14 protein-coding genes are annotated in these 17,707 nt (G+C 59.2%); 4 read left to right on the plus strand and 10 right to left on the minus strand.

Translation table 11 applies throughout. From position 1 onward, the window contains the following. Positions 1-74: 74 nt before the first annotated feature. The 6 genes from HMPREF2787_RS05000 to gndA form a co-directional block, all read right to left on the minus strand. The gene (locus HMPREF2787_RS05000) at positions 75-992 is read right to left on the minus strand and encodes a 3-methyladenine DNA glycosylase (RefSeq protein ID WP_070858558.1); all 918 of its coding nucleotides are present in this window, start codon (positions 990-992) and stop codon (positions 75-77) included. Then, on the minus strand, positions 989-2,203 hold the full coding sequence (locus HMPREF2787_RS05005; protein ID WP_070858559.1) for a hemolysin family protein: 1,215 nt from the start codon (positions 2,201-2,203) through the stop codon (positions 989-991). The genes HMPREF2787_RS05000 and HMPREF2787_RS05005 overlap by 4 nt, the downstream gene beginning before the upstream one ends. Continuing rightward, positions 2,200-3,585 carry a hemolysin family protein gene (locus tag HMPREF2787_RS05010; RefSeq protein ID WP_016422831.1) on the minus strand — a complete coding sequence of 462 codons (1,386 nt, stop codon included), beginning with the start codon at positions 3,583-3,585 and terminating at the stop codon, positions 2,200-2,202. The genes HMPREF2787_RS05005 and HMPREF2787_RS05010 overlap by 4 nt, the downstream gene beginning before the upstream one ends. Positions 3,586-3,588: 3 nt before the next feature. Beyond that, entirely contained in the window at positions 3,589-4,923 is a 1,335-nt protein-coding gene (locus HMPREF2787_RS05015) for a DEAD/DEAH box helicase (RefSeq protein WP_246824207.1), read from the minus strand. An 80-nt stretch (positions 4,924-5,003) separates the two neighbouring features. Continuing rightward, positions 5,004-6,617, minus strand: coding sequence for a bifunctional hydroxymethylpyrimidine kinase/phosphomethylpyrimidine kinase (locus tag HMPREF2787_RS05020; RefSeq protein WP_070858561.1), 1,614 nt, complete (start codon positions 6,615-6,617; stop codon positions 5,004-5,006). 47 nt (positions 6,618-6,664) lie between these two features. After that, positions 6,665-8,116 carry an NADP-dependent phosphogluconate dehydrogenase gene (gndA, locus tag HMPREF2787_RS05025; RefSeq protein WP_016422828.1) on the minus strand — a complete coding sequence of 484 codons (1,452 nt, stop codon included), beginning with the start codon at positions 8,114-8,116 and terminating at the stop codon, positions 6,665-6,667. Positions 8,117-8,221: 105 nt separating this feature from the next. On the opposite strand from gndA, the gene HMPREF2787_RS05030 reads away from it, so the two are divergent. After that, the gene (locus HMPREF2787_RS05030) at positions 8,222-8,785 is read left to right on the plus strand and encodes a PaaI family thioesterase (RefSeq protein ID WP_246824209.1); all 564 of its coding nucleotides are present in this window, start codon (positions 8,222-8,224) and stop codon (positions 8,783-8,785) included. 92 nt (positions 8,786-8,877) lie between these two features. On the opposite strand, the gene HMPREF2787_RS05035 is transcribed toward HMPREF2787_RS05030, so the two are convergent. Next, positions 8,878-10,299, minus strand: coding sequence for an NAD(P)/FAD-dependent oxidoreductase (locus tag HMPREF2787_RS05035; protein WP_048734034.1), 1,422 nt, complete (start codon positions 10,297-10,299; stop codon positions 8,878-8,880). 187 nt (positions 10,300-10,486) lie between these two features. Here HMPREF2787_RS05035 and HMPREF2787_RS05040 point away from each other — a divergent pair, with 187 nt between their 5' ends. After that, positions 10,487-11,941 (plus strand): class I SAM-dependent methyltransferase, encoded by a 1,455-nt coding sequence (locus tag HMPREF2787_RS05040; protein WP_070858562.1) that lies wholly within the window; start codon positions 10,487-10,489, stop codon positions 11,939-11,941. A gap of 117 nt (positions 11,942-12,058) precedes the next feature. Then, positions 12,059-13,768 carry an FAD-binding dehydrogenase gene (locus tag HMPREF2787_RS05045; RefSeq protein WP_070858563.1) on the plus strand — a complete coding sequence of 570 codons (1,710 nt, stop codon included), beginning with the start codon at positions 12,059-12,061 and terminating at the stop codon, positions 13,766-13,768. A 38-nt stretch (positions 13,769-13,806) separates the two neighbouring features. Here HMPREF2787_RS05045 and HMPREF2787_RS05050 read toward each other — a convergent pair whose 3' ends face one another. Continuing rightward, complete coding sequence (locus HMPREF2787_RS05050) at positions 13,807-14,091, minus strand: Lrp/AsnC family transcriptional regulator (RefSeq protein WP_016422823.1); 285 nt, start codon at positions 14,089-14,091, stop codon at positions 13,807-13,809. A 174-nt stretch (positions 14,092-14,265) separates the two neighbouring features. Here HMPREF2787_RS05050 and tpx point away from each other — a divergent pair, with 174 nt between their 5' ends. Next, on the plus strand, positions 14,266-14,763 hold the full coding sequence (tpx, locus tag HMPREF2787_RS05055) for a thiol peroxidase (RefSeq protein WP_016422822.1): 498 nt from the start codon (positions 14,266-14,268) through the stop codon (positions 14,761-14,763). Positions 14,764-14,827: 64 nt separating this feature from the next. Here tpx and HMPREF2787_RS05060 read toward each other — a convergent pair whose 3' ends face one another. Next, complete coding sequence (locus tag HMPREF2787_RS05060; protein ID WP_070858564.1) at positions 14,828-15,865, minus strand: hemolysin family protein; 1,038 nt, start codon at positions 15,863-15,865, stop codon at positions 14,828-14,830. A gap of 3 nt (positions 15,866-15,868) precedes the next feature. Then, positions 15,869-17,305, minus strand: a complete 1,437-nt coding sequence (locus HMPREF2787_RS05065) for a hemolysin family protein (protein WP_070858565.1) — start codon at positions 17,303-17,305, stop codon at positions 15,869-15,871. Positions 17,306-17,707 lie beyond the last annotated feature (402 nt).

The raw sequence follows: 17,707 nt of genomic DNA on the forward strand, positions 1-17,707 counted from the left end.
GAGTGTGCTCGGCACTGTCGACTCGCAGCAGACCTCGTCGTAAAGCACAAACGCGCACGTAACTCCTGCCAACTTTACTGCGTGGACAATGCGACATCTACCACTTCGAGAAGACGGCCGCGCAGAACATCGGCACGCGCGCTGAGCTCACGCTGGCGGCGGACGTACTCGGCCTTGCCCTCGGGCGTTTCGATGCGAATAGGCGCAAAACCCCAATCCCGCAGATCGTAGGGAGCGGCGCGCATATCCAACTCACGGGCACTGCACGCGAGCTCGAAAGTATCCAGCCACAGGTCGCCGGGGACCGCCTCGCCGAGCTTGGTCGCCCATTTAGACAAGTCCATGTTGGCGTGCAGACAACCCATCTGCTCACAGTGCGGCTGCGTCTCGCGCGTCGGGGCAAACTCGTTGAGCGGCACGGCGTCGGGCGTGAAGAAACGGAAGGCATCGAAGTGCGTACACCGAACCGTGTGAGCCTCGACGACCTCGTCCGTGCCTGCCTGACCCAGCCGCAGTGGCTCCGGATGACGATGCTCGGGCTGGCGATATACCATCGCCCATTCATGCAGACCAAAGCAGTCAAAGTGCGCCGGATTCGCGCGCGTCGAACGCAACAGATTGCCGATGTACGCCACCGTCGTACCTCGCTTATCGACGTACGCCGAAACATCCATGCGCGCCGTCCCAGAGGCGGTATCGGTGGGGTCCTTGCTGGCAGGACTGTCGGTAGCGCTGCCCGTGTCGAGGGTAAAGAACTTCAGGTGACTGATGTCCTTGGCTGTCGCACCGGGAAGATCTACGCCGATGCCCGGTGACCAGCGGCGGAGTTGGCCGGGTTTAACGGGGTAGTACTCGAAGATGAAGTCCCAGACCGGGTGGCGCTGGCCGCGACTGCGACGGGACAGGTGGTCGCGGGTCAGGATATCGACGCGGGCGATATGCCTTGCTTTGGCTTCACGCCAATCGAAAGACGAATCGGGTGTAGGTGTCACTGCTGTCGTCCCTGCGTGGTGCCCGGTCGGGTCCGGGGCTGGTTCACGGTCGAGTGCTGCTTTGGTGCACCGCTGCGACGTGGGGAGACCTCGTGGGTCCAGTCGCGCACGACACCGACCTGCTCCTCGATGAGGTCCTCCAGAGCCACGATGCCGATCTGCTCCGCGCCGGAGAAAGCACCGGTCTTCGGCGCGATACTTGCCGGGGCGTTTGCGCGCAGGTGCGGCTTTGGCATGCGAGCGCGTACAGCCACTGCCATGTGGGCGCTGTAGCGGCGCATGATGCGCAATCCCTCATCCAGCGTGGCATCGATCGGAATCTCGATCATCGGGCGAATCTCGTCATCGGGGATGGCTGTCTCTGGGCCGGAGGCAGGGTCCATGACGCGGTCGAGGACATCTTTCACGTGAACATAGCCGCGGTACTCGTTGGGCTCATTGTTGGCCGCAGCGACGGGGAACCGGGAGAAACCAGTTTCGGTGACCGCCGTCTCTAGGTCGCCCACAGTCGGTGCGGTGGGGAGGCGCCGAATTTGCTCGTGCGGAATCAGTACCTCCTCAATGGTGCGCGTGGCCGAAGCCAGTGTGCGACGAAGGCGGACGTGCTCCTCGCTGTCAAGGAGCCCCTCTTGACGAGACTCCGCAATCATCGATGCCAACTCAGTGGAATCGACAGTGGTGTCGAGCTCATCGCGCTGCTCAATGCCGAACAGCTTAAGCGTATGGCGAGCCATCCAGTTAAACAGCAGCAACAGCGGCTTGGTCAAGCGGTAGAAGACCATGTGAACAGGAATAAGCAGCATGGCCATCGTTTCCGGTCCTGCCAGCGCGATATTCTTCGGCACCATCTCACCGAGCATGATGTGCAGCACTGACACCAGCATCAATGCGATGGCAAAGCTCAGCGGGTGCAGCAGCGACTCCGGAATACCCATCGCCTGGAAGGGAGCTTCCAGCAGATGTGCCAGCGCCGGCTCAGAGACCTTACCCAGCAGTAGCGAGGCAATGGTGATGCCCAGCTGTGCGGCGGCGAGCATCATCGACAGGTGCTCAGAAGCATTGATAACTGTGCGTGCGCGCTTCTTTCCCTGAGCCAGCAGCGCTTCCAAACGGTCACGGCGCGCAGCAATAAGTGAGAACTCCGCGCCCACGAAAAACGCGTTGACCAACAACAAGAAGAAAGTCAGGAGGATTCCAAACCAGTCACTCATAGGTTGAACATCTCCTTAGCGCGTTCGTTGGTCACAGGAATCAAAATTGCACGGTCCACGCGGCGGTCATCCATCGCCAGAATGCGGGCGTACCAGCGTCCGGCGATACCCGATTCGAACTCGTCCATGAAATCGCGTTCGGTCTCTGGCAGCAGGACGACGTCACCGACCTCCGGGATGCGACCGAGCGCAAACATAATCAATCCACCGAGCGTTTCGAAGCTACCTTCTGGGGCGAAGTATCCGACCTTGGTCGGCAGCTCGTCGGTACGCACAAGGCCAGAGCAGTTCCAGCCTTCGATCGCGCGTTTGACTTCCTGCTCGGACTCCTTGTCGTCGTACTCATCCCAGACCTCGCCAAGAATTTCCTCGACGACATCCTCGATGGTGACAATGCCGGCGATGCCGCCGTACTCGTCCGCGACCAGCGCAATCTGCGAACCGGCCGAACGCACGGCCTCCAGTACGGCATCGCCGTCCAGCGACTGCGGCAGCGTCGGCACAGGCCGTGCAATCTCCCGCATGGTGGTGGTTGAGCGCTTCGCCGCAGGCACCGCAAATGCGTCCTTGACGTGGACAACACCGACAGTGGCATCGAGGTCCCCGTCAGTAATGGGGAAGCGGGAATGCCCCGATTCGATAGCGACAGCCAGCAGATCCAGCGCCGTGTCATCGACATCGAGGGAGGTAATCGTCGACCGCGGCGTCATGAGGTCCTCCGCCGTCGTTTCGCCAAAGCGTAACGACGACTCGAGTACAGCGGCCTTCGACTCATCCAATGCACCCTGCTCCGCAGAATTACGTACCAGTGCTTCCAGCTCCTGCGGGGAACGCGCCGAAGCCAACTCATCCGCCGGTTCAATACCGAGCTTGCGCACCAGCCAGTTCGCCGTGGCATTCAGCGAATGGATGAAGTAATGGAACACCCAGTTAAACGCCATCACCGGACGAGCCGTAACTCGCGCTACTGCCAACGGCTCTGTAATCGCGACATTCTTTGGCACCAACTCGCCGTAGACCATCGACAACATCGTGGCCACAATGAGCGCAAGAATCAGTGCGGTCGGTCCCGCTGCAGACTCGCTGAGCCCCATCCAATGCAACATCGGCGTGAAGTACTGCGCCAGCACCGGTTCCGCGAGGAAACCAGTTGCCAGCGTGGTCAACGTAATGCCCAGCTGTGCACCGGAGAGATGGAAGGACAGTCGATTATGTGCCTTGTGAACGGCCTCAGCAGGCGCATCCGCTGAACGGGCGCGGTCGGCGTCAATCGTAGACCGCTCCAGTCCCGTCAGCGCGAATTCAAACGCCACAAAGAGGCCGGTGCCAGCGGTTAGCGCGATAAAGCCGACAACCGCGACAATATTGAGAACAATATCCACTGATTATCTCTTCTTCTTTTTCCCTCGCTTGGGGCGGTGTACGCGACCGCCAGCACGATTCTTTCCGTTTGCCGACGGACCGCCGCGCCCGCGGTAACCGGCACCACTAGCACCGCCTGTCGATTGGCTCTGATCTTGACGAGCCCGGCGCGGACGTCGTGCGCCCAGTTCCTTGACAAATCGCGGCAGTCCCGGAGCGGCACGCAGCTCTTCAGCTTCAACGCCGGCCCCTGACAGCAGTTCGCGGGCCTGATCAACCTGGCGGTCACGCACAATCATCGCTACCGTGCCGGAAGCACCTGCACGAGCCGTCCGACCCGAGCGGTGAATATACGTCGCGGAATCCCTTGGCGGATCCGCGTGCACAACCAAGTCAAGAGCATCGATATCAATGCCACGAGCGGCCACATCCGTGGTGACGAGGACATTGATTTCACCCTCGGCAAAGGCCTTGAGGACCGCGCGACGAGTTGCCTGGCCACGATCGCCGTGGAGGAAACCTAACTTGATGTCGTAGAACTGTAGAAACTTAGCCAGCTGCACGACACGCGCCTTAGAGTTGGCGAAGATGACGCACTGATCCTTGCGGGAGGCAATCCAGGCGACCACTTCGTCGGCTTCGTTGTTGTCCTCCACCCGAAGTAACAGATGCCGCATATTGCGCATGGTCAACCGGGAGGCAGTGACCTTGTGCTTCGCAACTTCAGTGCTACTTGCGCGACGATCGCGAATAAGCCCCGCGGCGTCGTCGTTAATCGTGGCGGAAAAGACCATGCGCTGTGCCGACTTCGGGCACGCACGGACCAGGCCCAGAACATCGGGCAGAAAGCCCATGTCAGCGAGCATGTCCGCTTCGTCGACGACGACAGCGAGGACGTGCTCAAGGCTGAGTAGACCGCGGCGGCGCAAATCGTGTGCGCGACCCGGTGTGACCACAGCGATATCGACTGGTGCCGCGAGCAGAGTCTGCTGCTTGGCCACGGAATCACCGCCGACCAAGCTCAAGACACGCAGACCTGCAGCGGCACCGATGTCAGCCAGGACATCAGCAATCTGATCTGCGAGTTCGCGCGTTGGCGAAATAATTAGCGCGCGCGGGTAACCGGGAAGCGCTGGAGAGGCGTTATTGAGTAACGCGACCAGCGGAATGCCGAATGCGAGCGTTTTGCCCGAGCCTGTAGGGGCCTGCGCAAGAACGTCCTTGCCAGCGAAAGCATCTGGCAAAGTCGCCACCTGCACGGCGGTGGGCGAAGTTATGTGCTGGGCACGCAGAATACTCACAATTGCTTCCGGCGTGCCCAACTGTCTGAAATCACTGGACTCAGCAGGAGGGGGCATGCTTGTTAGAATACCGCTATCCCCGGACTGCCATGCAATAGGCACGTCCGGTGAACTGGAAAACTACCGGCCCATGAGATTTACCAACCGCGACCGGGTTGCGCATAGGCCTCGCGCTCAAGCACAGCGGCTCGACGGAAGATGTTGCGGATGGATTTAAGCTCCGCATCGCTGGCCGTGGACATATTCTCTTCAAGAACCTCGAGAGCCTGCTGAACACTGTCAACATACTCGGGGTCGGAATACACCTCCACCCAGTTCGCGATCGCGGAATCCTCATCAACCAGCGATTTTCCTTGCAGAGTCAATTCGGTTGCAATCCACATTTCGGCGACGATACTGGTTACGGCGACCCGATATGGATTGAAAGCGCTACAGGAAGAATGCACATCCAGCAAAAGCTGTGTGATGGTTGTCGGCTCGATGTCCTCGAGCGCCGAAGAAGTCTCTTCCAGCGCGTTATTGCTCAATTCCAACGCACGCACCAGGGCTTCCTGTGCGAGTGACGACCACAGAACCTGTTCCTTCGGGCAGGGTGCTTTGGTTGCCAGATGCGACAGGACTGGGAAAACCTGGTGCAAGTACCAGGCCTCTTGCGCTACGAAGAAGTTGGTTTCTTCCGAGGAAAGGTCGCCGCGGAGCATCGTGGGGACGCTGAACATTCCGCCAATCTCGGCAACGATGTCCTCGATGTCCTGCCACAGCTGGGAAGTAAAAGGACCAGCCGGAGCAATCTGGAGTGAGTGGCCGAAGAAAGATTCCAGCTCCTTCGGCGGCTGCTCAGTGTCAGTGCCTTCGATGGCCTCCGGGTAAAAACTGGAGTTCAGATGCACTGGTTGCATTCGGCGAAGCGCGACCTTTTCCAGGCGACGAGCCCTGTGGCCGTGGTCAATGGGGCCGTGCCCCTGGCCGACGTTGAGGTTATCCGCGAAACGAATGGACTCGCTGAGCCAGCGTGTAGTCCAGCGCAGGGCATCATTAATCGCAGAGCCCCCACCAATCCGTGTGGCAAGAGCTGCGGACAGCGAACAACCCGTGCCATGGGTGTTCTCAGTGTGAATGCGGGGAGAAGAGCTGAAGAAAACCTGGCCATCGGGGAAGGCCACGGCATTGCCGGCTTCCTCATCACTTAAGTGACCAGTCTTTGCAATCACGATGACATCGTTTTTGCTCGCGAACTCCAGTGCCTGTTCAATCAGCTCAGTGAAGTCGCTGGCTTCCGGGGCGTCGGCAAGCAATGCCAGTTCGGGAACATTCGGCGTGATGACGGTAGCTTCCGCGACCAAGTCGCGCATTGCGTCCATGGCATCTTCGTCAAGCAGACGGTCGCCAGAGGTGGCGACCATAACCGGATCGAGAACAACCACGGCTGGCTTGGTCTCCCGAACCCAGTTGGTGACGGCCTGCGTGAGTTCGCGTGAACCCAACATGCCAATCTTCACCGCGTCGATGGTGACATCCTCGGTCACAGCAGCCAGCTGCTCGACGAGGAAGTCAACAGGTGGGGTGTGGACGGCGCGAACGCCCACGGTGTTCTGAGATACCAAAGCTGTGACCACGCCCATGCCATAACCACCGGCGGCGGCGATTGATTTCAAATCGGCATGGAGCCCAGCGCCACCTGTTGGGTCTGTGCCGGCGATGGAAAGAACTCGTGGCACAAAATCAGGCTTTGCCTTCTTGGGAAATGGCATCTCAGACCCCTTTTAACTTCAAGAGTGTGAAGCGACAGACTTCACGACTACGCTTCAACCTCGGAGCGGTCGCCAGACCAGAGGGTGTGGAAAGCACCCTCGCGGTCAACACGCTGGTAAGTGTGTGCACCGAAGTAGTCACGCTGCCCCTGAACCAGTGCTGCCGGCAGACGCTCCGCACGCAGGCCGTCGTAGTACGCCAGCGAGGAGGAGAACACCGGAGCCGGGATACCCATCTGTGCTGCAGTGACGACAACGTCGCGCCACGCGTCGAGGCACTCGGTGACCTGGTCACGGAAGTACTCGTCGAGTACCAGCGCCGGCAGCTCCGGATTGCGGTCGTACGCTTCCTTGATGCGGTTCAGGAACTGTGCGCGGATGATGCAGCCACCACGCCAGATGGTCGCCAGCGCACCGCGGTCGATTTCCCAGCCGTACTCCTTGGCGCCAGCGTTAATCTCATCAAAGCCCTGCGAGTAGGCAATGATTTTGGAAGCGTAGAGCGCCTTACGGACGCGCTCCACAAAAGCATCGCGATCTTCCGGAGCCTTAGCCAGGCTTCCCGACGGCAGGTTGCGGGCAGCCTCACGCTGAGCAAGGGAAGACGACAGGGCGCGAGCGAACACGGCCTCGCCAATACCAGTTACTGGAATGCCCAAGTCCAAAGCGGCCTTGACCGTCCAACGGCCGGTGCCCTTCTGACCAGCAGCATCAACGATGACATCCACCAGCGGCTTGCCTGTCTTCTCATCGACCTGAGAGAGAACCTCAGCGGTGATCTCGACCAGGTAGGAATCCAGGTCGCCCTTATTCCACTCGCGGAAGATATCTGCAATCTCGGCAGGGGTGAGGCCAGCAGCTTCGCGCAGCAGGTGGTAGGCCTCGCCAATGACCTGCATATCCGCGTACTCGATGCCGTTGTGGACCATCTTTACAAAGTGGCCAGCGCCATCGGAGGAAATGTGAGTACAGCACGGAACGCCATCAACGTGAGCGGAGATGGACTCCAGCAGCGGGCCGAGGGACTCGTAGGACTCCTTCGTTCCACCCGGCATAATGGATGGGCCAGTCAGAGCACCTTCTTCACCACCGGAAATACCAGTGCCAACGTAGTGTAGGCCACGGGCGCGGATAGCCTTCTCGCGACGGATGGTGTCCGTGTAAAGCGAGTTACCGCCATCAATGATGATGTCGCCGGGCTCCATCACGTCGGCAAGCTGATCGATGACCGCATCAGTAGCGGCACCTGCCTGAACCATGATCAGAGCGCGACGCGGGCGCTCCAGCGAAGCGACGAACTCTTCAATGGTCTCGGACGGGATGAATGAGCCTTCATCACCGTGTTCAGCGATGAGGGTGCGAGTTTTCTCCGGGCTGCGGTTGTACACGGCAACGGTGTGTCCCTTGTGGGCGAAGTTGCGTGCGATATTCGAGCCCATGACGGCGAGCCCGACGACACCAATTTGTGCGAGTTCATTGTTATCGGTCATGCCCACCATCTTAAAGCCTGGCCGGGGTTCGTTGTATCTGGGACTCAGAAATTGTTACTGCTTTTAACGTTGAAACTGCCACGAGTGATGGCGTGCGCTGGCACAATGTTTGGCATGACTGACGAGACTATTGCGAATAATGGCAGTTCACAGGACTCTAACTCTGCAGCTTCCGCCGCCGAGCAGGCGAAGAGGAAGGCGCTGCGCGATTATATGACGCTGGCGATGAAGGCTAGCCAGGAAGCGCTGAGCGATGAGGAGCTGGCTGTTTTTAACAGCACCTTGGGCGATAACGGAATCGGCGGTCTAGATACCTTGCTGGGCACGAAGTTTGTCCATGTCGGGCCGGAGCGAATTCAGATGGAGCTCGAGGTCGGGCCCGACCACCTGCAACCGTGGGGCCTAGCCAATGGCGGTGTTTATTGCTCGCTAGGTGAGACTGCTGGCTCTATTGCTGGTTTCGTTGCCTGCGGTGCGAAGAAGCCGGTCGTCGGTGTGAACAACAACACCGATTTTTACCGCTCCGCCCGAGCTGGCGAGGTAATCGTTACCACGGCGGAGCCAGAGTACCTGGGGCGCACCATGCAACTGTGGCGTATTGAGCACACCCGCAAGGCAGATGAAAAACTGCTGGCCCGCACCAACCTACGAATTGCGGTACTCGACAAGCCGTTGTAGCAAATCGTTATAGGTGGTAACGGGCCTGGTAGGAAGCTCGCAGGTGGCTTGTCGTGATTAGCTGTTTTCTAATCTGGCCACCTGCAAGTTAACTACTTGTTCCTTTTTGCGCGGTGCTCGCGGCGAGTGTCGCGAACCTCCAGCGGCAGATCCTGCTCAGCCTTGTCCTTGTTGAACTCGGCCAGGCGGTCGATGGCGTTGCGTGCGTACATCTGCTGGCGGGTGGAAACCATCTGCCAACGGTTGCGGTCCAGGACGTTCAGGCCCCAGCTGACGCAGGAGACGAGGCGGTTGCGGAAGCCCACCAGGAACATCAGGTGGACGGCCAGCCACAGAATCCAGCCGATGAAGCCGGTGACCTCAACCTTGCCCATCTTCACCACTGCGGAGAAGCGGGAGACGGTTGCCATGGAGCCCTTATCGAAGTACTCGAACGGCTGACGCTCAGCGACATCGCGGCCGTCGGCCTCAGCTGCAATGTTGGCGGCGACGTACTCGCCACCCTGAATAGCAACCTGAGCAACACCCGGCAGGTTCTCGCGGTTGGACATGTCGCCCACGACGTAGACGTTCTTGTAGTCACCAGCTGTCATGTCCTCGTTGACAACGACACGGCCAGCGCGGTCGGTCTCGGCGCCAGTCTGCTCGGCAATCATCTTGCCCAGCGGGGAAGCGGACACGCCGGCGGACCAAATCTTGCAGAACGACGGGATGAACTCCTCGGTTCCATCCTTCATGTTCTTGTAGGTGACGCCCTCTTCATTGACGTCAGTCACCATCGCGCCCAACTTGACGATGACGCCCATCTTCTCCAGGGACTTCTGAGCCTTGCGGCCCAGACGCTTGCCAAACGGCGGCAGAACCTGCGGTGCACCGTCGAGCAGGACGACGCGTGCAGCGTGCGGGTTGTAGCTGCGGTAGGACGATGCGAGGGTGCGGTTAGCCAGCTCGGCCAGCTGGCCAGCAAGCTCAACACCGGTCGGACCAGCGCCGACAACGACGAAGGTCAGCAGGCGCTCGCGCTCAGCCGGATCGTCGGTCAGCTCGGCGCGCTCAAACGCGCCGATGATGCGGGCACGGATTTCGAGTGCGTCGTCGATGTTCTTCATGCCCGGAGCAAACTCGGCAAAGTGATCATTGCCGAAGTAGGACTGGCCAGCGCCAGCGGCAACCAGGAGGTGATCGTATTCCCACTTGGAAGTCTGGTGACCCAGTTCCGAAGTCACAACCTGCTTTTCGACGTCGATGTCGGTGACATCGCCCTTGACAACACGAACGTTCTGAACACCGTCGAAGATCGTACGAGTGGACGGAGCGATTTCGCCCGAGGACAGGATGCCCGTTGCTACCTGGTAGAGCAGTGGCTGGAACAGGTGGTGGTTAGTGCGGTCGATGAGAGTGACGTCGACCTCGGCGCCCTGCAACTTCTTCGCCGCGAACAAGCCACCGAAACCCGAACCGATGACGACCACGTGCGGGCGTCCGGAGTGCGGGCGGTACGGAGTCTCGGTCATGTATTTTCTCCTCACAGACTTGAAAGTTCTCGAAGTTTTAGATTCGGCTTTTAGCCGGCAAGCCACAATAGTAATCCTCTCGGTGCGCCACCGCCTATTCTGGGTCCCTGCGCGGTAGGCTTCGAGAGCAAACTCAGTTCGTTATTCGTACCTTTATGCGGCGCGATTGTTAGGAGGTTCGGGCAGGGTGAATTCGGCAAGCCGACAGGCAATTGACGCAGAGCGATGGCCTCGGGTTGCGCGTATTCCAGAGGGGCGTTTCCTAGCGAAACGTGCCGAAATGGTGGAACGCTCTTTTGAGCGGCTCTGCCAGGACAACGGCATTGAACTGGTCGAATCCGGTGAGTTTGTCGGAGAGTCCTTCATTACTCGGTCGACGGGTGACGCCGATTTGGCTATCGACGGAGTCGGTGGTGCCAGCTCTAGCGGCGGCAGTGAATCTCCCACTAGTTCTGAATCGTTTCGTCCAGTCATTTTCAGCGTCATTGATCCTGTTTTCTATTCTCGACTAGCTGATTCAGAATGGCTCGGATTGGGGGAGGCCTATCTCGCGGGCGAATGGTCCAGTGATGATTTGCCAGAGCTTCTCAGCCGACTGCTCAGCGCCGAGCTTGATATTGCTTCGTTGGGGCCGCTGGCACGTGGTCTGATGAAAGTCGCGCGTTCACGTCCGCGTCTCGATGGGCCAGATATGGCGGGAGAGTTGCCGACCTCATTGCTGGAGCTCTATTCCGGCGAATTGCTGATGGGCGGTTCCGGCCTGTTCGCCTCCGGAGTGCGAACCTCGTCGCGGGAACAGATTCAAAACTATGCCCGTGGTGCTGGCAAGGGTGGGGTTCCCTCGCACTGGTCAGTTGACGTGACTTATGTCGATGCCCCGAAATCCGTCGCGCGTGCCGATTTTCTGCATGCTCAAGTGCGCAATATTGAGCACATCCTCGATCTGGCTCGAGTCCGGGCCGGCGACCGTGTCGCCGAATGGCCGTCGGCAGGCGGAGAAATTGCCCTTCGAGCTGCAGAAAGGGGAGCGGGCGCGGAGGTTATTACCGTCTCTGATGACCACACCGAAACGGTGCTGGAACGGGTGGAAAAAGCCGGATTGCGCGGCGCGGTCGATGTGATCCAGATGGATCGCAACATTCCGTCGCCACGCGAATTCGAGTCCGACTTCGAGGCGGTTATCAACGTCGGGCGTCTGGAGACCTTCGGTCGTGCAGGTGCGCTGCGCTGGCTGAAGAGCGCCGAGCGTCTGCTTGTCGACCGCGGCACCATCGTCGTCCAAATGGTGGTAGCGACGGACAAATTCGATGCGCTCGCCGAGCGCAGCTTGGACCTCGTACGCGCTTACGTGTGGCCGCAGCTGCAGCTTTTCACCATGGAAGAGCTGCGCAAGATGGTGGACCGGGAAACCGGCCTGCGCATCGCGGCGGAAGAGTACATTCCGGCGCACTTCGCGACGACCTTGCAGCTCCAGCGAGATTTCTTTGCGGCGCATGCGCGCGAAGCCGCTGGTATCGGCTACGACAGAGTGTTCCGGAGGATGTGGAATTACTATCTGTCGCTGTTTGAAGCGCTCGTGCGCGCAGAGAAAGTCACGCTCGTACAGGTCGAGCTCGTGCATGCGCCACGCAGGCCTCACTAGCAGTGGGCAGCTCCGGGCGCGTTGGAAATTCGCCAGATAAATAAAGCCTGTAAAAATAAATCACGTTTTTAGGCAAAACCACCTCAAAGGCGATGTTTAGGGTCTAAAAACGAAACTATGAACGCACAGAGCACCACACGTACTGCAGACATTGTTGTCGTCGGCGCCGGACTTGCCGGATTGGTCGCGACGTATGAGGCCACGCAGGCCGGCAAGAAGGTCATCCTTGTCGATCAGGAGAATGCCAACAACCTCGGCGGACAGGCTTTCTGGTCGCTCGGAGGAATCTTTCTCGTCGACTCGCCAGAGCAGCGCCGCCTGGGAGTCAAGGACAACCGCGAGCTCGCTGAAGCTGACTGGTTCAACTCCGCGCAGTTCGACCGCGAGGAAGACAACTGGGGACGCAAGTGGGCCAAGGCCTACCTGAACTTCGCGGCAGGGGAGAAGCGTGACTACCTCCGCAATCTCGGCGTGAAGTTCCTGCCTGTCGTCGGGTGGGCTGAGCGCGGTGAAGGGCGTGCCGACGGTCACGGTAACTCGGTACCCCGATTCCACCTCACCTGGGGCACAGGCCCCGAAATCGTCCGCGTATTCGCAGAGCCGGTCGCTGAAGCTGCGAAGAAGGGGCTGGTGGAATACTGCCATCGCCACCGCGTTGACGAGGTGATTGTCGAAGATGGCCGCGCCGTCGGCGTGCGTGGCAAGATTCTGGTTCCCTGTGAATCTTTAGAGCGAGGAGTGGCGTCGTCACGCGAGGAAACAGGGGAGGACTTTGAGATCCGCGGGTCGGCCGTGTGCATTGCGACGGGCGGTGTTGGCGGCAACCTGGAAGCCGTGCGTAAGTGCTGGCCGACCGAGCGTCTGGGCGAGATGCCGAAGGACATGGTCTGCGGTGTGCCAGAGCATGTTGACGGCCGTGGCATTGAGATTGCAGAGCAGGTCGGCGCAAACCTCGTCAACCGTGACCGCATGTGGCATTACACCGAGGGCATGAAGAACTGGAATCCTGTGTGGCCGAATCACGGTATCCGTATCATCCCGGGGCCGTCGGCCATGTGGTTCGACGCAGAAGGAAACCGCCTGCCAGCGCCATATATTCCGGGCGCAGATACTGTCGGCACGATGAAGCACATTCTGGCTACCGGACACTCTTACTCCTGGTTTGTGCTGAATAAGAACATCGTGGCCAAGGAGTTCATTTTCTCTGGCTCAGAACAGAATCCGGATCTGACCGACAAGGAGATCAAGAAGCTGATTGGCAAGGTGACCTCTGGTGTTGCCGCACCTATTCAGGCGTTTATGGATAACGGCGAAGACTGGGTGGTTGCCGACGATCTGCCAAAGCTGGTCGAGGGGATGAACGAGATTGTGGAGGCGAGCTCGGGCGGGGAGTCCGGAGCCGCAGCGCCGAAGATTGACATGGAGAAGCTCGAGGAGCAGATTCGTCAGCGCGATATGCAGACCGGTAACCCCTTCTCCAAGGACTACCAGGTCAATTACGTCAACGTGGCCCGGAACTTCCTCGGGGACAAGATCATCCGCTCCGTGCCGCCATCACCGATTTTGGATCCGAAGAACGGCCCACTGATTGCTATTCGTCTGCGCATGCTGACCCGCAAGACGCTCGGTGGCATCGAGACCACCCTCGACGGCCAGTGCTTGCACCCGGACGGAACTCCCTTCGAGGGGCTCTACGCCGCAGGCGAGGCCTCTGGCTTCGGTGGCGGCGGCGTCCACGGCAACAACGCGCTGGAAGGTACATTCCTGGGCGGCTGTATTTTCAGTGGCCGCCAGGCAGGCCGCGCGATGGCGGAAGTGGTTAAGTAGCTCCCGCATACCGCACAGTTCGGTAGAAGAAACCGCGCCTACTCCAGCCCGATGGAGAATGCACTTTCCAGGTCGTGCTGAGAGTAGGTGCGGAAAGCCAGCTGAGTCTGAGTGCGAATAACACCGTCGACCTTGCTGATGAGATTTGGAATGATTTCCGCCAAATCATCGTGATTAGTTGCGCGCACCACGACGACCAAGTCCCAGTCACCAGTAACGGAGTAGACCTCAGTCACGCCGTCGATCTCGACGATGGTCTCGGCGGCCTCCGGAATCCTGTCAGCTTCGACATCGATGGACACAATTGCGGTAATCAAACTCATGGCTGCCTTTCCTCGGAGTTTAAACGTGGGGCCCGCTGAATAGCGTGGCCCGGACCGCAAGGTACGCAAGATTGCTCAAGATACTGCGGCCCGGAATTTCATTTCTGTCACGATTCTACTGATTTCCAGAAAACAGCCTGGAGGATCCGGACGAAAGGCGGTAAAAAGGGCGCTATGACACAAACCGCATTTCAGTCCAACCCAGTCCAGCTTTCCGGAGACCTGCCCCAGGTGGGCAACAAGGCTCCGGAGTTTACCCTCACCGGTGGCGACCTCGGGGAGGTCACCAATGAGACCTTCGCTGGTAAGAAGGTCGTCTACAACATCTTCCCGTCGGTAGACACCGGTGTTTGTGCAGCTTCGGTGCGTCACTTCAACGAGGACGCTGCTGGGCTGGACAACACCGTCGTGGTTAATGTTTCGCGTGACCTGCCGTTCGCTCTCGGCCGCTTCTGCGCTGCAGAAGGCCTGGACAACGTTGAGGTTGCCTCGGACTTCCGCCACGGCTTCGGCGAAGCCTTCGGTGTTGTCCAGCAGGATGGCCCGCTCGCTGGCCTGCTTGCTCGTGCCGTAGTCGTCACTGACGAAGAGGGCAAGGTCATTTACAACCAGCTGGTCGATGAGATCACCACGGAGCCGGACTACGACTCCGCACTGGCTGCACTGAAGTAATTAGCTAACAAGCTTTCAGCAGCAAGTAACCAGCTGGAATCGACGGGGCTCGTCGGCGCACGCGCTAGGCTGTTGCCTGGCGGACTTCGCCGACGAGCTCTTCTAGTACGTCCTCCAGCGCAACGATTCCGCTGACAGAGTTCTCCGAAGTACTATTTTCCTCCGTCACCAAGGCGAAGTGAGCCTGCTCGCGCTGCATCAGCCGCATGACCGTCTGGAGCTTGGCATCCGGGCTGACGCTTGCGAAGGTGCGAATCAGATTCCGCGGGAAGGGTCGGTCGCGGTGACCGTCGTCAAGCGAGAGCAAATCCTTGACATGAAGGTAGCCGATGAAGCTGCCATCGGCATCGGTGATGGGGAAGCGGGAAAAGCGCGTGCGTGCGCTGAGCTCTTCGATGTCGGCGACAATGGCGTCGGGGCCAATGGTGACGAGGGTGTCGAGCTGCATAGTGACATCCGCGGCGGTGAGATGCTCGAAGCCGAGAGCTTTGTGGAGGAGCGCGAGCTCGTCATTGTCGAGAAGGCCCTGCCGCCCGGACTCGGCGACGAAATCCTGCACCTGACTAGCGGTGAAGGAGGAATCGACCTCGTCCTTCGGAGTGGCGCGAAGAACCTTGCGAACCACGATGTTCGCCGTCGTATTCATCGCCCAGATAACCGGATTGAGCACCCGCACAATCACATACAGCGGAATAGCCACGAACTTCGCCGTCGGACTGGGAGCCGCAATAGCGATGTTCTTCGGCACCATTTCGCCGACAACCATGTGTAAGAAAGTGACAATCAGCAGCGCCAACGCCAGCGCAACCACGTGGGCGGTGCCCGCGGGGAGTCCCAGCGCTGTCATGTAGGGCTCGAAGAAGTGCGCAATCGCAGGCTCGCCGACGGCACCGATGAGCAGGGAACAGGCGGTAATGCCCAGCTGTGTTGCCGCCAGGGAGACCGACACGTTTTCGATACCGCGCAGCGCGTACTTTGCGCTGGTAGATCCGCTGACGGCATCCGGTTCAATTTGATCGCGGCGAGCCGAGACCATCGCAAATTCAGCGGCGACAAACCAGGCATTGAGGGCTAACAGCAAAATAAGAGTAAGTAGTGGCATGTTCTAGCCCTCCTTTTCGCTGTTGTGCTCGACGTGGTTGTGACTGGTGTCGTCCTGACGAGCACCTTCGTCCGTGTGCGCGACCTTGTTGCCGGCGCGGTCCACCTGGACGCGAATACGGCCAACGCGGTGACGCGCCATGCGCTCGACTCGAAAAGCAACTTCAGCGGTGGTAGGCAAGTTCTCCTCATCGAGGTTTTCGTGGTCGGTGGCTTCGACCGTAATCGTGTCGCCGAAGCGAGGCATGCGATCCAAGCGTTCGGTGATAAATCCACCAATAGTGTCGGATTCTTCGCCCTCCGGCAGGACCAGGTTTAGGATCTCTCCCAACTCATCAGGGCGCATGAGACCGGAAACAATCACCGTATTGGGGCTAATCCGGCTGTAGAGCAACGAACGATCGTCCTGTTCATCGTCAATTTCACCGACGATTTCCTCGACGAGATCCTCCAACGTCACAATGCCGTCCGTGCCGCCGTACTCATCGACAACCACTGCGAACTGGTATGCATCCTCACGCAGTTGACGCATCAGCGGATCAAGTGTGGTCGAGTCGTTCACCACGAGTACATCTTTGGCCAGGCTCGCAGCCGACGTCGTCAAGCGTTGTGCGTGTGGCACGCTGAGCAGGTCGGTGTAATGCACCACGCCGCGAATGTCGTCGACGCTATTGCCAACGACGGGGAAGCGTGCATGTCCAGAATCTGCGACGACCGTCAGCATCTCTGCGACGCTCTGATTTTCGATAAAGATAATCTGCGTGCGTGGCGTCATCACATCAGCCGCCGTGCGCTCGCCGAACTCAATCGATCGCGCCACCAACTCGGCGGTCTGCGGGTTAATCTTTCCTTCATCGCTAGAGCGCGTGACGACGGCACGGAGTTCCTCCGCGGTCCTGGCACTGGCGACCTCTTCCTCAGGGGAGAAGCCGAGCCGTTTTAGCACCCAATTAGCCGCGCTGTTGAGTAGCCAGACCAGCCAGCCGAATGCGAACATGAAGGCATTCTGTGGCCTGACCACGAGGTTTGCGACTTTAGTGGGCTCGGCGATGGCCCAGTTTTTGGGGACGAGTTCGCCAAAGACCATTTGAGTGAAGGTCGCGATAATGAAAGCGCCCGTAGTGCTGATTGCAGTGACGGTGGCGGGAGAGATGCTAGTGCCACCAAATGCGGCTTCGAGGAGGACACCGAGGGAAGGCCCGGTCAGGAAACCAGCGACGAGGCTGGTGACGGTAATTCCCAGCTGTGCGCCGGAGAGGTTAGTAGAGGTGCGTGATAGAGCACGGTCTACTAAGTATGCGGACTTTGAGCCGGCGTTTGCGGCCTTCTTGACATCGTTCCTGTTAACCGTGAGGTAGGAAAACTCGACAGCAACGAAAATTGCGTTGGCGAAAACGAGGAATAGAAAGACCGCTAAGACGATGAGTGCGGATACAATCACGCGGCATCACCTGAAGTGTTCGCTGCGTTCGCTGGGGATGCTGCGGCGGTTGCTGCGGTGATTGCGCTTACTGCGGCTACAGAGAGCCCGCCAACGTTGGCGCGAGGCTCTGGGTCGTCGGACGAGCCAGATCTATCTGATGTGTCGGACGCATTGGGTCTGTCTGAGCTGCTGGATGTGTCTGAGAGTTCAGGCATGCGAGAAATCTTACTAAAAATTCCTTAGACCTGACGGCAATGGCGCATCGGCGGTAATGGGGAGGACGGGATCCTAAGGACAAAATGTCATAATGTATATTATCGGACAAATATTGAAAGTGGTTGGCCCTGCGGTTTTCTGAATTTCCAGGCCTGTCGCCTTTTTCGCCGCCGCCTTTTCTGCTGCCGTGTTCTATCTTGGCGC

Source organism: Corynebacterium sp. HMSC061H03 (assembly GCF_001838215.1).
GTDB lineage: Bacteria > Actinomycetota > Actinomycetes > Mycobacteriales > Mycobacteriaceae > Corynebacterium > Corynebacterium jeikeium_D.